Below are 15014 nucleotides of genomic sequence, written 5' to 3' on the forward strand. Positions count from 1 at the left end.
AAACGTTCCCAAATCAAGCTTGGTAACATTTCAGCGACAAACACCGATTTAACAGTGTTTGTCGCTGATTTTTATAGAAAATAACACTCTGAGACGCTGCGAAAAATAATTTTAAAGAAGGCTGTTCGATCCACTTGTTCTGAATGGCGGTAACATATAAATAAAATCTTAAGGAAATGTTACCTAGAACAATTTGGAAATTAATGTTATACTTTAAACTAAAGATTTTATATAAGTAGAAGATTAAAATCGAGCAGGAAAGGAATTAAGTTAAATGAATACATTTATTGCTCTTTTACCATTGATTTTTTGGTTGGCAATTTTCGGGGGAATCATTTTTGGTGCATATCAACTTGGAAAACGAAAATCAAGAAATCAAGATAAATGATATTAAGTTTACTAACGAGGTGCTTTAGTGTAACAAGGATTTATAATGTATACATAAATGAATCTAATAAGGTTCCTAAATAAAAGTGCTTGGTAACATTTCAAACAGCTACAAACACTGATTTAACAGTGCTTGTAGCTGTTTTTATTAGAAAATAACGCTCTGAGACGCTGCGAAAAATAATTTTAAAGAAGACTGTTCGATCCACTTGTTCTGAATGGCGATAACATATAAATAAAATCTCAAGGAAATGTTACCAAAGAGAGGCTTTGGGTCGTTTTTTATTCAACGAACGGGGGCTTTATTGGATTTGAAAAGGAGGATAATATGTCAAAGTATATTAGTATTTTTTTCTTAACTTTAATGGTTAGTGTAATTTACTTTTTTCTATTTACTAACGTGTTTGATGGCGGTGATTATGCAGAAACAGCGGTCTATACATTCGGTTCAATAATTGTTATACTTCTATCATTTCTGATTTCACTCATGTATTACTTAATAAATTTATTGAAAAGGAAATTTTAACCCTACTTTTTACTCCCATGAAAGAACTTAATCATCTTTCATTTTCTGTGGTGACGTGCTGATTTTTGACTTCATGCATGGCTAACGGTGCATTTTAGCTCAATAGGAAGGAAAAAACAAACTGTAAGTTGAATTATAGAATTTATTGAAAACCAGTCACAGAGGAGAGGTAATAAATGGAATACTATAAATATTTACGACAGTATGTAGGACATAGACCTATTATTTTACCTGGTTCGGTTGTCATCATTTTAAATGAACAAAATGATGTACTACTGCAAAAAAGGCATGATGGTTATTGGGGTTTACCAGGTGGTTTAATGGATTTAGGAGAAAGTTTTGAAGAGGTAGCAAAAAGAGAGGTTTTTGAAGAATCGGGATTAGTAGTTGAAAACTTAAAATTACTAAATGTCTTCTCTGGTTCTGAATATTACTTAAAAGTTCCAAATGGTGATGAATTATATTCGGTTACAGCAGTTTATTATACCAAAGATATAAGTGGAGAAATGAATATTGATTATAGCGAGTCAGAAAAAATGCAATATTTCTCAATTAATAATTTGCCAAATGAATTATCCGATGAATATAGAGGGTTTATTGAGCAATACATAGATTGTGAAAAATGTACTTAAAGTAACGGGTTCTTTAGTGCAACAAGGATTTATAAAATATTTAATAAACGGTCTCAAATGTAAGTTTGGACGCACATTATATACCGAAAAACGCTGTTAAATCAGTGTTTCTCGGTATTTCTTTTGAAAACTATTTATACAACATTTATACCAATAGTGTAACGCAGATATACCTATATTTTCACTCGATAGACTTGTTCTTCCTTTTGCAAAAAATCACGTATTTTTCTTAGCGTTGTAGATTCGCATTATTAAGACGCCCCCTCGAAATAACGGTGAAACTTAACAGATCAGGTTAGGTTCCCCTAATTATTGATTTAAAAACCAACAACAATTAAATTTAACAGAGCCTTAATAAAAAAAATCCCCATTAAATAGACATGTCCATTTAATGGGGATAACTTGTCCTAAAAGTCTCATCTAAATGATACTTTTCTTTTATCTTTTCGGACAATTAAAAACATATATAGGCTATAGAACAAAATGATTGCGATGATTACTGCTAAATAATATGTATCTTGAATCTTGAAGAAGAAAAAATTTATGGAATTTAATAACCCAATTGATACTAAGAATACCCAATAGTTATTTTTTCTTTTTGTACGATCTCCGTCACCTAAATAGCTAGCAGAAACCCAAATAAAAAATGGTATGTAAAAAACAATTGAAAAAGTTAGAATGCCCCATCCAATAAACGGCATACCATCAACACCTCCTTGAACCCTTCCCTAATTTATACGGTTGAAATTTGTAATGGTTTCAATTTTATTATTCAACAAGGTGAATTAGGGTGCACGCATGCAACCGTAAGACCGTTAGAAACAATTTCTTCTTCAAGTTGTTTACTCATATTGGAATTGATTTTCCCAATAAAATTTTTTGACAGGCAATGCACTATAGAAAAAAAGCAATTCATCATAATAATAGTAGTGTAAAGCTAATTTAGCTTTGCACCTCCTAAACTTGGTCATTTTTTTGTAAGTGACCCTTTTTTAAATTTATAACTTGAATACAATTTTCAAATTTTAATGCCAAATGGAAATAATACTTAGATGATTACCACCCCTCCTTCCTATACTTAAACATATTATAGATTGTAGAAAGGAGGGATACACTATGGGATACTGGCAAGGTGGAAATGTTGGTAGCTACAATTGCGGTGGCGGAGGCTATGGCGGCGGTTCAACATTTGTATTAATTGTTGTTCTGTTCATTCTATTAATTATTGTCGGCGCAACATTCTTGTATTAATAGGTAATTTTTTTATGATTAAGTATTAAATTTTTAATGAAGTAGTTAAGGCTATTTATCATTGTCACAATTAATTATTTCCAAAGTCGCTATTGCTAAATATCACATCATCATAGTAATAGTAAGAACATGCACCAGCCTTACACACTACAGGTAATACAAAAAGGTCACTATTGTCCGAGTGACCTTTTTATTATTTTCGTTAGAAGTTCCAAAAAACGCCCAAAAAGTTTTTTAGTATTTTGTCTATTCAATATCCTCTATTTACTTAAATAGTAAAATAATATCGCTGCAAAAATATTTGGTAAAGCAATTAGCAATGCATTCATAGTAATTTTATTACGTTCGTCCCTCTCATCAGTTGTCTCGGTTGCGAAGTTTGCCCTCATCCTATCCCCACTTACCATGGAACCTGAAAGAATCATAGATATGCCAATGAAAATACAACCGACCGTCCCAGTAACTAAATAGACTTTTTCCATTCCCCAAAAAATCATGGATATTAAAACACCGAATAATGATAAGAATACACCTATTAATAAATACCTCAAACTCAACACCCCCTACTTATTTTACGCATAATCACCATTTTTTGTTCAAACTGGCTAATTACCATAACGTGTGGTTGATTTCCGTTCCGTCCGGGGGCGTCCGATGAGCCGCTAATCCCAAAGGAATTGCCCAGTCGGAACGAAGATCAACTATATACAAGGCATACGTTTTCATCCACAGCTTTTGGTGATTCCCCGTTAAATTGAAGTAAAATTTCCCTTGGGGAATATGAGTGACAGAGAATTTAATATTCCGAGTATTATATAGAAGAAAGTGAAACTCCGAAAAAATGTTTCACAGAGAAGCATTTGATGAAATTTAGTTATTTTAAGCGAAAAAAACGCTATACAATCATCCTATGTCGATGAGCGTATAGCGATTTCTTAATTAGTATTCTGGATATCGATGTTATTTAACAAAGATTTCTTCAATTTGGTCAAGCATAATTTCAGCTGCAAGAATACCGCCTGCTGTGTTCCAAATGACATCGTCAACTTTATGGACATTGCCTTTTTGTACGGCACTTAAGTTTTTCCAAAGTGGATCTTCTGTCCATTCTTTTTCAGTAGCTAATCCTGTTTCATCACTTGTTGGCATGTAAGTGAAGTAGAAAAGTACATCTCCGTCCATTTTAGGGATTGCTTCTTTCCCTACCTCAACAGCTAAATTACCTAATTTTGCATTATCTTTAAATAATTCCGCTTGCTCTGGTACACGTTTGAATCCTAAAGAATCAAAAATAACGCCTGAGAATGAATCTGTATAGTAGATTCGAGATTTATCGGCCATAAAGCGTACGAATGAAACCTCTTGGTTCGTTTTATCGCCAAGCTTCTCTTTAAGAGCTAGAACTTTATCTTCGTATGCTGTTAGAACTTCCTTGCCTTTAGCTTCTTGATTTACCGCTTTTGAATAAAGTGTAAAGTTTTCTTTCCAATCACCGCGTAATGTTTCTGAGAAAACTGTTGGAGCAATTTTGCTTAATTTTTCATAGTCTTTTTCTTGTCTTAATTTATTCCCAATGATTAGATCTGGTTTTAAAGAAGCGATTTTTTCAAGGTTAATTTCACTTTCAAAACCAACAACTTCTACGCCTTCTAACTTATCTGTTAAATGATCATACCAAGGGTTACCTGAAAATGCTTGTACAGCCCCTACCGGCTTAATACCTAAAGCTAAAAGTGCTTCTGTTCCTTCATTTGTTAAAACAACAACACGTTTTGGCGTGTCTTTTATTTCAGTTGTCCCCATTGCATGTTCTACAGTATAGGCAGTGCTCTTAGTTGAACTTTCTTCTTTCTTGCTTTCCTTGTCATTGCCACATGCAGCTAAAGCAAATACAGCAACAACAGCAAGCATAATAAGTAATTTTTTAAATGCCTTTTGCATCTTTTCTTCCTCCAATGTATATGTTAGAATATTTAAGCAGATTAAGCGATAATGAGAATCACTTTCAACTACTTGAGAACGAAATTAATCATATTGTAAGAATCTATTACTGTCAATATTTTTTTATAAATATGCAGAAGTGTTGATTAGGAAAAAATAGGTTTTATTATTGAGCGATAAAAGAATTTTTGTTGCTATTTTGCTATTATATTCCCGTTTTTAACTGATTAAAGAGAGTTGTACTTAGCGAAAATCAGCTTATTGTTATTAAATTCATCATCAAAAGTTGGGAATGGCATTTGTTAAAACGTTTGTCATACATATAAGTTGATTGGAGTGGAGGCTGGGCGACTCCTTGGGGATCAGCGTCACAGATGAGACCCTGGAGCGAAGCGGATGTTTTCTGTGCGAAAGCGTAGTGCTAACGTAGCGGCAGCAACTGGGTTTTGTCTGTGCGAAAGTGCAACGACAGCAGCAACAAAAGCGGCTCATCGGACGCCCCCAGGAAGCTCTGCTCTGCGCGAAAGCGAAGCGGCAGCGGCAAATGTTTTATCTGTGCGAAAGCGAAGCGTCAGCAACAAAGCGCCCAGCCGGAACGGAGATCAACTCCACGTTATGGTGATGAGCCTCTAATTGATAATAGGGGATAAAAATGGTTAATCAACACACATGATAAATATGCAAAGAAAGAGTATGAATTTATATGATTTTAAAAAATAATTTTTCAAAAACAATTGCATTAATAGTAGGAACAGTACTCCTACTCCTTTGTATGGGAATCAGTATTGTATACGGCTATGCAGATACGTCCATTCAAACGACTATTGAATCTTTTACACAGTTTAATCATTCTAACGAGCATATTATTATTCAAAATGTTCGGATTCCAAGAGCACTAATCGCTACTTGTGTGGGTGCTTCCCTTGCTATTACAGGCGTGCTCATGCAGACATTAACGAAAAATCCTTTAGCATCACCAGGCATATTAGGAATTAATGCGGGAGCTGGTTTCGCGGTCGTTTTTGCTATGATTTTCTTCAATGTTACAAGTTTGCAAGCATTTGCGTGGATTGCATTTTTAGGTGCTACAATAGCTGCTCTATCTGTTTATGGTATTAGCGCAGCTGGACGAGACGCGATAACGCCAGTCAAAATAACATTAGCAGGTTCCGCTATCGGTGCATTATTTGCTTCCTTTACGCAAGGGTTACTTGCAACAAACGAAGCAGCACTCGAACAAGTATTGTTTTGGTTAGCTGGTTCCGTACAAGGTCGAAAGATTGAAATTCTTATATCTGTATTACCTTATTTTATCATTGGGTGGATTGGCGCTCTGTTGATCTCTACTAAAATGAATATTCTTGCTCTTGGGGACGATGTAGCAAGAGGCCTAGGACTACCCCTTGGATTCATGAAGTTGATGGTAGGTATTATTGTCATTTTATTAGCAGGTGGTTCAGTTGCAGTAGCTGGTCCAATAGGGTTTGTTGGAATTGTGGTACCCCATTTTGCGCGAAAGTTTGTTGGCACAGATCATCGTTGGCTCATTCCAATGGCCGCTCTATTAGGTGGCATTCTTTTACTGATAGCTGATGTAGCAGCACGCTATATCATTATGCCTCAAGAAGTTCCAGTAGGAGTAATGACAGCCATGATTGGTACGCCATTCTTTATTTACCTTGCGCGAAAAGGTGGAAAAAAATAATGAAACAGTTAAAAACAATACGTTTACTACAAAATAAAATCTCGTTTTTACTTGATGTCAAAGCTTCTAAAAAACTTACCTTTATTAGCATCCTGACACTAGCCGTCTTTTTCTTTAGTGCATCATTTGGTGATTCATTTATAAATCCATTAACGGTGATCCAAACCCTGTTCGGCAAAGGTTCTGAGTTTGATCAATTAATTATTGTTGATTTCCGAATGCCTAGAATTTTTCTTGCTGCTTTTGCTGGAATGGCTTTAGCAGTGGCAGGTGCTATATTACAAGGAATTATTAAAAACCCATTAGCCTCCCCTGATATTATCGGTATTTCTGCCGGTGGTGGAGCAGCGGTCGTTGGTTTTTTAGCCATCTTTAGTGATTCCAATCATTCTTTAACAGTTAGTATTGAATGGTTACCTCTTGCAGGTTTTATCGGAGCAACTTTCGTTGGTATCATTGTTTACATATTTGCTTGGAAAGATGGTGTAACACCCACTCGACTTGTATTAATCGGTATCGGCGTTTCTGCATTTATGCAAGCCATAACGACAATGTTAATGATTATCGGTCCTATTTATCAAGCGAGTGAAGCAAATAAGTGGATTACAGGGAGCGTCAAAAGTGCTGATTGGGATCAAATCCAAATTATCGTTCCAGTGATTATAGTTCTTCTACTTATAACATTTTTTATTACTCGACAGCTAAATGTCCAAGAATTAGGTGATGATACAGCTGCTAGTTTAGGACAATCTGTACAAAAAACTCGTTTATTCTTATTACTCTTGAGTTCAAGTCTAGTAGCAAGTGCTATTTGTTTTGCAGGAGCGATCGGTTTTGTCGGCTTAATGGCACCACATATTGCAAGACGCATTGTAGGACCGTCATACGGTGTTCTCATTCCGACATCTGCAGCAATTGGCGCTTTACTAGTAATGGTTGCAGATATTATTGGACGAACTGCATTTAGCCCTTTAGAAGTACCAGCTGGTGTGTTTACAGCTGCCATTGGTGCTCCTTATTTCATCTATTTATTATTTAGAAACCCTAGAAAATAAAGGAGTCAACTGTCATGACTATTACGTTAGAAACGAAATCACTTACACTAAATTATGGTGATTCCAATATTATTGAAAATCTAAATTTATCTATTCCCATGAATGAAATTACTGTGCTTATTGGCGCCAACGGTTGTGGAAAATCTACACTATTACGCTCAATTGCTCGATTATTAAAGCCTAAAAATGGCTCTGTATTATTAGATGGCCAAGATATTTTTAAATTATCCACTAAACAAGTAGCAAAAAAACTTTCTATTCTTCCGCAATCCCCAGTAGCACCAGAAGGATTAACCGTTTTACAACTTGTTAAACAAGGTCGTTACCCTCATCAAAGCTGGCGCAAACAGTGGACAGAGAAAGATGAAGAAGTCGTGTTAAACGCCTTAAAGGCAACCGGCGTGGATCATTTACGAGATAAACCGGTCGACGAGCTTTCAGGTGGTCAACGTCAACGTGCCTGGATCGCCATGACCCTTGCCCAGGATACAGATATTATTTTATTAGATGAACCTACTACCTACTTAGATCTAACTCATCAAATTGAAGTTCTGGATTTACTATTTGAATTAAATCAACAGCAAAAACGGACAATTATTATGGTGCTACACGATATAAACTTGGCCTGTCGTTATGCTGATCATATTATTACTGTTCGAGATCGCGGCGTCTTTGAAGAAGGAAGACCTGAAGAAATCATGACCACTACGTTAGTAAAACATGTTTTTGATCTAGATTGTAAAATGACGGCTGATCCTATTTTTGGCACACCATTATGTATTCCTTTTGGTAAAGGACGAATTATTTCTTAACTTTAAAAATTAGAATGAAAACACGTAACCCCTAACTTTGCAACATTAGCAAATATGACGTTTTTTCTTCTAAAATGTAAATAAGCCTATTCAATATCATGAGTAGGCTTATACTTTAAAGTTTTTACAAGTTTGTTGATTAACCATTTTTATCCACCCTAATTAGTTAGGAGGCTCTGATTTCCGCTACGGTCTACTCGCTTTCCCGTGGGAGTCGAGTAGACCTATGCTACAATCAGTTTAAATCGGAATATATGAGCAAAATAGCTACAAAAAAATCTTTATATCGCTCAATATTAAACCTATTTTTTCCCAATCAACACGCTTAAGTTTTTACATACTTCCTAAATACTCTACAAATAATTCTTGCTCTTTCATCTCCTCATCAAAAGAGACCCTATATGCTTTCCCGTTAGGCTTTGAACTAACAATTTTATGGATTTCTTGATCGATAAAATGAATGGCCACTCCATCATCAACAGCAAGTCCAGATGAGAGCTTTTTTGCTTGGACCAAATCATGATAAGCTGGTTTTCGATTGATTTCTCCATCATAATGAGGGCAATTACTTCCTGGAAGAAACCCTAAACAGTTTATCGGCTGTAAATTTCCTCCGCCGTATGAATCTGTTATTCCTTCTTCAAACCAACAAATTGAGCCCGCGCTAATGCCTGTCAAAAGGATTCCTTCATGCCATGCTGTCTTAAAAGTGCGATCTAACGACCATTCTTTCCATAAAGCTAAAAGGTTTTTAGTATTTCCTCCGCCAACATAAATTATATCCTTGTCCAAAATAAAACTTTCCAAATCTTGAGTAGGCGGAGAAAAAAGTGATAAGTGGGACGGAATACATTGATGGGAGTCAAAAAAAGAATAAAATCTCGAAATATAATTTTCCGAGTCCCCGCTTGCAGTCGGAACAAAGCAAATTTTAGGATTAGCTTTGTTAGATTGCTGTAAAATATATGTATCTAATAATGGATTATGAGGCTCCATAGAAAAGCCCCCTCCCCCTAATGCAATAATTTGTTTCATCTTATTCACCTTCCATTTTATTATAAATACCAAACTTTTCTTAATTATATAATAATTTCAACCAATTTCAAAAAGCAAGGCTTAGTTATTATTAGAAACCAAGCCCTGACCTATTTGCGCTTTTTTATCAATAGTTATTTTCCTTCTTTTTTACTTAATTTTTGGATTTCCAGCAGCTCAGAAACCGTTACAAATTTATATCCTTGCTCTTCAAGTTCTGGTAAGATTTTTTCCAATGCTCTCACGGTTTGCGAACGATTCCCTCCACCGTCATGAAATAACACTACACTTCCGGGCTTTGCACCTTTTAAAACAGTGTTAACAATCCTCTTTTCTCCAGGATTTTTCCAATCGAATGTATCTAAATGCCATGACCACATGACAACTTTATACCCTTCTTGAATAATTGCATCAATCATGGCATCCGTATACTGACCTTCTACTGGTCTAAATAAAACAGGCGAATATCCAGTAATTCCAAAAATCGTTGCATGTGATTGTTTTATTTCTTTCATTAGTTTGGAAACGTTCGTTCTTAGAGGATGTGTATATGTGTGAATGGCTAGTTCGTGTCCTTCTTCGTGTACACGTAAAGCAAGCTCAGGATTTTTATCTGCATTTTCACCCACAATAAAGAAAGTTGCCTTTGCATTATATTTGGATAATATATCTAAAATTTCAGGGGTATACTTTTTATGAGGACCATCATCAAAAGTTAAGGCAATAACTTTTTCATCCGTATTGATATCCCACAAAATTTGTCCTGCTTCTTCGTAATACTTCCTACCTTTGTCGGCAAAAGATTTTTCATTTACAAAAAATACAAAGATCCCAAGAATGCAAAGTACAATCAACAGATAATATTTCCTCAAGTTTTCACCTCCTGCAAATAATTATTTCTAATCATTATTATTTGAGGTTTAAACTAAAAAATGCTTGTTTTTTTGTATTATTAACTGTATATAAAACCAATTACAATCCAAAATGAATGTAATGAACTGTTCAATGAATTTTACTCAGGAATCAAAAAACTGCACATGCCAATTCCAAATGTTATATCATTCAGAAAGAGTGTTGTTATTTTGACAATAGAGGTAAGTACTATCTATGTTAAAGGATGCTTTTAAATGATAAGCCTCTTTGCGTAAAGGTTTTTGTGCTTGTTGAGTTTGATGTTTATATAGAAGTGCCGAGTGAAAATCACTCTAAACTCTTGATTTCTCCGTAATTAAAAAGCCAACATTTTGAATAAAGTTTTGATCAAAACGTTGGCTTTCCTATATTTTTTGAAACTGTTTTTTATAAAAAAATTGATTAATTTGATCATTCACCCAAACTAACCATTAGTTACGTTGTCTCTATAATTTAGAGGGAAGTCCAAGCCTCCATATAACCGAAAATGGCTCTACCTCTTATTGAAGTAAAGCCTCCGATAGTTGAACAAGAACTTTAGTTTCTAAATAAAGCGATATTTACGTGAAAATTGCGTGATAACCAAAATAAGCGTTAACCCAACAACGAGATACCACATTATATAAAAAGGAACTATGTACATTAATACACCAAATAATATAGCTGTTAAAGTGCTAACTGTAATTGAATGTACACTCGTAAGTTTATCTTGAATAAAATAATATAAAGTGAATGGTAGTGCTAAAGTAGATATTGGAATATAAATTGTTACAATAGATGTTTTAATGAGGGCTATTGAAAGCACGACTTTTATGAAACCTATTGACGTAGTAAGCGTTCTTCCTACAAATACTTTACCAGTAAAGCCGTATAGCAGAATAAACATAAGCGTTAAACTGGAGCAAATCCCCGTTATTAAAACAAATGAATGACCTATGAAGAAAGCTGCTATTGAGAAACAAACTAAAGAAACGAATGGCAACAGCAATATTGAAGGACAGCACCCGCAATTAACATAAATCCTCCGCCTCGATATCCTTTAATAAAATCATAGCGGTCTTGATTAATCTCAACATTTTTAGGTACAAAAGGTATCCTCACAGTTTCCCTCCTCAATTAGACTTCCACACCATTAAATGGCTCGATTGTTGAAGACATGTTAAACAACACTATTCAACTAAACTTCACCATTAGTTCAATAAGAAATAAAATAAATAACCACAAATATTAGAAAAACATATAATGGTTCTCTTCTAAATTTATCCTTTTTCTGAACAAAACGCCGGGTCAGGCCTCGTTTATCAAAAGAGTTCTCACTGATAAATATTGATTTAACCTTCTTTTGTAACATGGTATTTACGCTCTTTTAGTTTAGCGTAACGATTCATCTTCTACACTATCTATGGCTCTTTAACCTGCATCAGACCTTAATCTACTAAAGTCCAAATTTTTCAGTCGTTCTGTTTCAATAAATATCATTAATTTATCGCCGTCATGCCAACACCACTCAAGACTATCATCCGAATCAACCGTTAACAGTGAGATCCATTCTGCTTCAGGCGTTGGATCATACGCTAGTGAATAATGAGAAGGATAGCCTAGAAGATAGTCCGAACTTTTATGTAGAGAATCCCGGATTTCTGTGTATATGTCGCTCTGAACTTCATCGAAAGACCAGTCCTTTAACTGGTATTCGTCATAAGGAATATCAATAGTCGGGAAAAACTCAATCACTGTAGTCTTGCCAATATCTGAATGGGGCGGCATTATCGTCTCTAGATTCGTCGTTTCAGGAATATAGATACCATGAATATATCCGTCCTCAAACACCTCTAGATATTCATCATCATCATAATTATCATCTGCTACAAAGAGACTTAGGAGCCCTTTCGATGGCAAACCTCTTTCAGGTGATGCGATTTCTGTGAAATTGATCTGGCCAATGAAGCGATACAGCTTCTTCTCATACGTTGGCCATTCGCTACCAATTGGTAAATCAGGTGCTCCTCCAAAACGACTACAGCCTAATCGTGGTTCGGCATTTTTATTCTTAAGAATATCAATTGCTGGCCTCACCACTTGAGATAAATACTCTTTATGATTTGCAATATTTGATTGTTCAATTATCTCTAAAAAATTATTCCTATTCATTCCATCCTCCATCGTGTGTTTTTTTAAGCGAGATTTGAATTTTCCCTATATTTAAATTATACTTCATCGTGGTTGCGAGATAAATAATTATCCTAATAATGGAAAAAATATATTTCTTTGTTTATTGTTAATACCATTTTTCAACTGATTCAGGATGAACGATTATATCTTCCACATAACCATGTACTAAGCCCATTCCACACACATAACCAAAAGTAATCAATTTTTTACTTTCATTTCTGTTACCCCAGCCCAGAAATTACAACGCTTAAATAATGTCGGGTAATCTTTTTCTCTTCTATCCCATCCAACAAGTTCTCTTAGTTTGGGTACTTCATTGTTAGAAATCGGAATATTCACCCAATCTATGGATAGTTTTTATATGGTGAAGCCTTCCCCTTGTTCAACTCTTCTGCTTACGTTAGTTCAATAAAGAAAAAGAGAATTGCCTATGCAACTCAATGGTCTTAAATTAAAGCCTACGCTAGTTTAAGTGAATACTTCACAATTCCCTCCAGAGCGGGCCCATGCTACTTAATCAAGAACCTCTCCCCTTGTTCATCAAATGATTGTTTAAAATCAAACGCAAAAGGAGTTGGACCATGCAGAATATAATAGTTGTATCTCTTAAATGCCTCCTCCCATGTGACATCCTTCACCTTTTCTGTCCACCAAACTACATAAGAAAGATGTTTCTCTGGATATGGCTCAATCCATTTGCTTCTATCTCGTAATGCTTGTATATGCTTTCCTGAATAGGTAAAGCGATATAAGGATTGAAGACTTCTCCATACCGTTAGCGTAAGAATAGGAGAACCCGTTCCCTTTACGGTTTCTTCAGGAAAAGGGACTCCTTCAGGTGAAAATATCTCTATAAGTCCTGACTTAGTTGCCTGACGATATACTTCATTTCCCACTTGATAAAATTCACGAGAGGCAGGGTGGTCATAGGGATGGTTTAGCCTACCCACTGTATAGATTGAAACTAATGCCATAAATAGCCCTCCATCGATAGTCTTTTTATAGATATATTTCAAGTAAAAATGTGAAAATTCCTTCTTCAACTAAACTACACCGTGTAATTGTAAATCTTAAATAAATTGTACTAACTCTGGATTTAATACAACTTTATGAAACCTCCAACAATCAGAGTATTCTGTACCAATTTCGTGATCATGCAAGCAAACCCTGTTCATTCCATCGCAACCGTCAAGACCACAACAACCATTTAATCTACTGCTATCTGAATGACGATTTGAATTGATTAAATCTTTAACGTTTATAATGATAGATCCTTCTAATAGTTCGTAAGCTGTTTCTTTTTGAATTAAATAATAGCCTCTAGGAATATAATCATGACCATCCTTTTTATTAATCAAATTCAAGTCTTTTAATTCGGATAATGGTTCAGAAATTTCTAAATTACATGCTTTACAAATCAATTTCAACTTGTCGTTTCCTCCTTTTATATGTATATGTGTTCCAGTCAATGTAAAAATCGGTTACCCATTAGCTATCATGTAGCGCAAAAACCAGCGCTACATCACAGTTCTTTCATGGGAGTTGAACAAGGTCGCATTATGTTTGAACTGGAGCAGCACTCCAATTAATCATATTTACACCTTTAATATTAATGTTTCCTAAACTCAAAATATGAGGAATATGTGCAAACATTCCGAAGTTTACACCCTTTTTATGTTCTTCTGTGAAGTAGGCTAATGTGTCTGATGGTAAAGCTGAACATTCTGGATATGAAATGATATCAATGATTTGAATTTCTTCATCAGGTATATCCGAAGCAGGACCTATATAATTCTCTTTATTATAGAAATACACAGCATTTTTATTTTTCATTAATCTTTCCGTCGGTATTTCATAAAACATCAAATCTTTTTTAATACTTATTCCAAGAGAATGTAATGCTTCGTAAACATAGTAAGGATGAAGAGGTAGTAAAAAAATCACATCATTCCATAAACAATTTAATTTGGGGATTCTTTTCAATAATAAGCTCGGCCTTTCTGGATGGTCAGAATACTTTTTTGAGTAAGTTTTATAAAGTTCCGGATGTATCAATTTTATCTCGTTAAGGGAAATAAGAACCTCCCCCGTCATTTTTTTAGGTATCATATGATAAACGTAATCCATCAAAACGCACATCCTCCCAAACAATTAAATTTGGTACATCCCTTTTATGAAAGGAAATAAAGTTTGTTGTAAAATACAAATGCTCCAGCTATAACCACGAATCCAATTGTTATAACTATCCTCATAAGTCACCAACTTTTTATTAGTTATATATCTATATTCAATTGAACAATGTAATTCCCTTTTAAAAATCCTTTCCTAGGCAGTGTTGGATAACACTTTATTAAAGTATATGTCTCTATAACGAAATAGACGCTTTCCTTCTTAAAGAAAAGCGCCCGAATGCGGAATAGTGGAAAATGCGAAAGAGCTACAAAATGTCATTTCTAAATTTTCCCTAATATATCCCATCCTTGATTATAGGAACATCTTTTTTAGTCTAAAATTCCTTTAAGAAATAAAACATTTTTTCAATTCACTGTGTTTACAACACCCGATACTATTAAAAGCATCAGTAAA

At 34.7% G+C, this 15014-nt stretch carries 17 protein-coding genes; 6 read left to right on the forward strand and 11 right to left on the reverse strand.

Annotated features, from left to right (window positions below):
- Positions 1–1089 precede the first annotated feature (1089 nt).
- The gene (locus BFJ97_RS14970) at positions 1090–1545 is read left to right on the forward strand and encodes an NUDIX hydrolase (RefSeq protein WP_068985460.1); all 456 of its coding nucleotides are present in this window, start codon (positions 1090–1092) and stop codon (positions 1543–1545) included.
- Positions 1546–1961: 416 nt separating this feature from the next.
- Here BFJ97_RS14970 and BFJ97_RS14975 read toward each other — a convergent pair whose 3' ends face one another.
- The gene (locus BFJ97_RS14975) at positions 1962–2246 is read right to left on the reverse strand and encodes a hypothetical protein (protein ID WP_068985461.1); all 285 of its coding nucleotides are present in this window, start codon (positions 2244–2246) and stop codon (positions 1962–1964) included.
- Between the two features lie 415 nt (positions 2247–2661).
- Here BFJ97_RS14975 and BFJ97_RS14980 point away from each other — a divergent pair, with 415 nt between their 5' ends.
- Positions 2662–2796 (forward strand): YjcZ family sporulation protein, encoded by a 135-nt coding sequence (locus tag BFJ97_RS14980; protein ID WP_068985462.1) that lies wholly within the window; start codon positions 2662–2664, stop codon positions 2794–2796.
- A gap of 260 nt (positions 2797–3056) precedes the next feature.
- On the opposite strand, the gene BFJ97_RS14985 is transcribed toward BFJ97_RS14980, so the two are convergent.
- On the reverse strand, positions 3057–3356 hold the full coding sequence (locus tag BFJ97_RS14985) for a DUF5316 domain-containing protein (RefSeq protein WP_223555284.1): 300 nt from the start codon (positions 3354–3356) through the stop codon (positions 3057–3059).
- Between the two features lie 400 nt (positions 3357–3756).
- Positions 3757–4737: an ABC transporter substrate-binding protein gene (locus tag BFJ97_RS14990; RefSeq protein WP_068985464.1), complete on the reverse strand. Its 981-nt coding sequence runs from the start codon at positions 4735–4737 to the stop codon at positions 3757–3759.
- 396 nt (positions 4738–5133) lie between these two features.
- Between BFJ97_RS14990 and BFJ97_RS14995 the strand changes: the two genes are divergently transcribed.
- From BFJ97_RS14995 to BFJ97_RS15010, 4 genes are all read left to right on the forward strand, one after another.
- Positions 5134–5370 (forward strand): hypothetical protein, encoded by a 237-nt coding sequence (locus BFJ97_RS14995; RefSeq protein ID WP_068985465.1) that lies wholly within the window; start codon positions 5134–5136, stop codon positions 5368–5370.
- A gap of 70 nt (positions 5371–5440) precedes the next feature.
- A complete protein-coding gene (locus tag BFJ97_RS15000) occupies positions 5441–6442 on the forward strand; it encodes a FecCD family ABC transporter permease (RefSeq protein ID WP_068985466.1) in 1002 nt (333 codons plus the stop codon).
- Complete coding sequence (locus tag BFJ97_RS15005; protein ID WP_068985467.1) at positions 6442–7497, forward strand: FecCD family ABC transporter permease; 1056 nt, start codon at positions 6442–6444, stop codon at positions 7495–7497. Before BFJ97_RS15000 ends, BFJ97_RS15005 begins: the two co-directional genes overlap by 1 nt.
- Positions 7498–7511: 14 nt before the next feature.
- On the forward strand, positions 7512–8309 hold the full coding sequence (locus BFJ97_RS15010; protein ID WP_068985468.1) for an ABC transporter ATP-binding protein: 798 nt from the start codon (positions 7512–7514) through the stop codon (positions 8307–8309).
- 333 nt (positions 8310–8642) lie between these two features.
- Here the strand turns inward: BFJ97_RS15010 and BFJ97_RS15015 are convergent, their stop codons facing one another.
- From BFJ97_RS15015 to BFJ97_RS15050, 8 genes are all read right to left on the reverse strand, one after another.
- On the reverse strand, positions 8643–9344 hold the full coding sequence (locus tag BFJ97_RS15015; RefSeq protein WP_068985469.1) for a peptidase E: 702 nt from the start codon (positions 9342–9344) through the stop codon (positions 8643–8645).
- A gap of 134 nt (positions 9345–9478) precedes the next feature.
- Positions 9479–10216, reverse strand: coding sequence for a polysaccharide deacetylase family protein (locus BFJ97_RS15020; RefSeq protein WP_068985470.1), 738 nt, complete (start codon positions 10214–10216; stop codon positions 9479–9481).
- A 584-nt stretch (positions 10217–10800) separates the two neighbouring features.
- Positions 10801–11142: a hypothetical protein gene (locus BFJ97_RS15025; RefSeq protein ID WP_068985471.1), complete on the reverse strand. Its 342-nt coding sequence runs from the start codon at positions 11140–11142 to the stop codon at positions 10801–10803.
- A gap of 77 nt (positions 11143–11219) precedes the next feature.
- Entirely contained in the window at positions 11220–11357 is a 138-nt protein-coding gene (locus BFJ97_RS24780; RefSeq protein ID WP_175401770.1) for a hypothetical protein, read from the reverse strand.
- 309 nt (positions 11358–11666) lie between these two features.
- Positions 11667–12407: a YwqG family protein gene (locus BFJ97_RS15030; RefSeq protein ID WP_068985472.1), complete on the reverse strand. Its 741-nt coding sequence runs from the start codon at positions 12405–12407 to the stop codon at positions 11667–11669.
- Between the two features lie 530 nt (positions 12408–12937).
- A complete protein-coding gene (locus tag BFJ97_RS15040) occupies positions 12938–13402 on the reverse strand; it encodes a DUF3291 domain-containing protein (protein ID WP_068985473.1) in 465 nt (154 codons plus the stop codon).
- A gap of 96 nt (positions 13403–13498) precedes the next feature.
- A complete protein-coding gene (locus BFJ97_RS15045) occupies positions 13499–13855 on the reverse strand; it encodes a hypothetical protein (RefSeq protein WP_068985474.1) in 357 nt (118 codons plus the stop codon).
- A gap of 130 nt (positions 13856–13985) precedes the next feature.
- Positions 13986–14555 carry a group-specific protein gene (locus BFJ97_RS15050; protein WP_068985475.1) on the reverse strand — a complete coding sequence of 190 codons (570 nt, stop codon included), beginning with the start codon at positions 14553–14555 and terminating at the stop codon, positions 13986–13988.
- Positions 14556–15014 lie beyond the last annotated feature (459 nt).

It is taken from the genome of Lysinibacillus xylanilyticus, assembly GCF_001708185.1.
GTDB classification, from domain to species: Bacteria; Bacillota; Bacilli; order Bacillales_A; family Planococcaceae; genus Lysinibacillus; species Lysinibacillus xylanilyticus_A.

Excerpts from the sequence above, each read along its gene's own strand:
- BFJ97_RS14970 (WP_068985460.1), top strand. The coding sequence starts at position 1,090 with ATGGAATACTATAAATATTTACGACAGTATGTAGGACATAGACCTATT.
- BFJ97_RS14975 (WP_068985461.1), bottom strand. The coding sequence starts at position 2,246 with ATGCCGTTTATTGGATGGGGCATTCTAACTTTTTCAATTGTTTTTTAC.
- BFJ97_RS14980 (WP_068985462.1), top strand. The coding sequence starts at position 2,662 with ATGGGATACTGGCAAGGTGGAAATGTTGGTAGCTACAATTGCGGTGGC.
- BFJ97_RS14990 (WP_068985464.1), bottom strand. The coding sequence starts at position 4,737 with ATGCAAAAGGCATTTAAAAAATTACTTATTATGCTTGCTGTTGTTGCT.
- BFJ97_RS14995 (WP_068985465.1), top strand. The coding sequence starts at position 5,134 with ATGTTTTCTGTGCGAAAGCGTAGTGCTAACGTAGCGGCAGCAACTGGG.
- BFJ97_RS15000 (WP_068985466.1), top strand. The coding sequence starts at position 5,441 with ATGATTTTAAAAAATAATTTTTCAAAAACAATTGCATTAATAGTAGGA.
- BFJ97_RS15005 (WP_068985467.1), top strand. The coding sequence starts at position 6,442 with ATGAAACAGTTAAAAACAATACGTTTACTACAAAATAAAATCTCGTTT.
- BFJ97_RS15010 (WP_068985468.1), top strand. The coding sequence starts at position 7,512 with ATGACTATTACGTTAGAAACGAAATCACTTACACTAAATTATGGTGAT.
- BFJ97_RS15015 (WP_068985469.1), bottom strand. The coding sequence starts at position 9,344 with ATGAAACAAATTATTGCATTAGGGGGAGGGGGCTTTTCTATGGAGCCT.
- BFJ97_RS15025 (WP_068985471.1), bottom strand. The coding sequence starts at position 11,142 with ATGTTTATTCTGCTATACGGCTTTACTGGTAAAGTATTTGTAGGAAGA.
- BFJ97_RS15030 (WP_068985472.1), bottom strand. The coding sequence starts at position 12,407 with ATGAATAGGAATAATTTTTTAGAGATAATTGAACAATCAAATATTGCA.
- BFJ97_RS15040 (WP_068985473.1), bottom strand. The coding sequence starts at position 13,402 with ATGGCATTAGTTTCAATCTATACAGTGGGTAGGCTAAACCATCCCTAT.
- BFJ97_RS15050 (WP_068985475.1), bottom strand. The coding sequence starts at position 14,555 with ATGGATTACGTTTATCATATGATACCTAAAAAAATGACGGGGGAGGTT.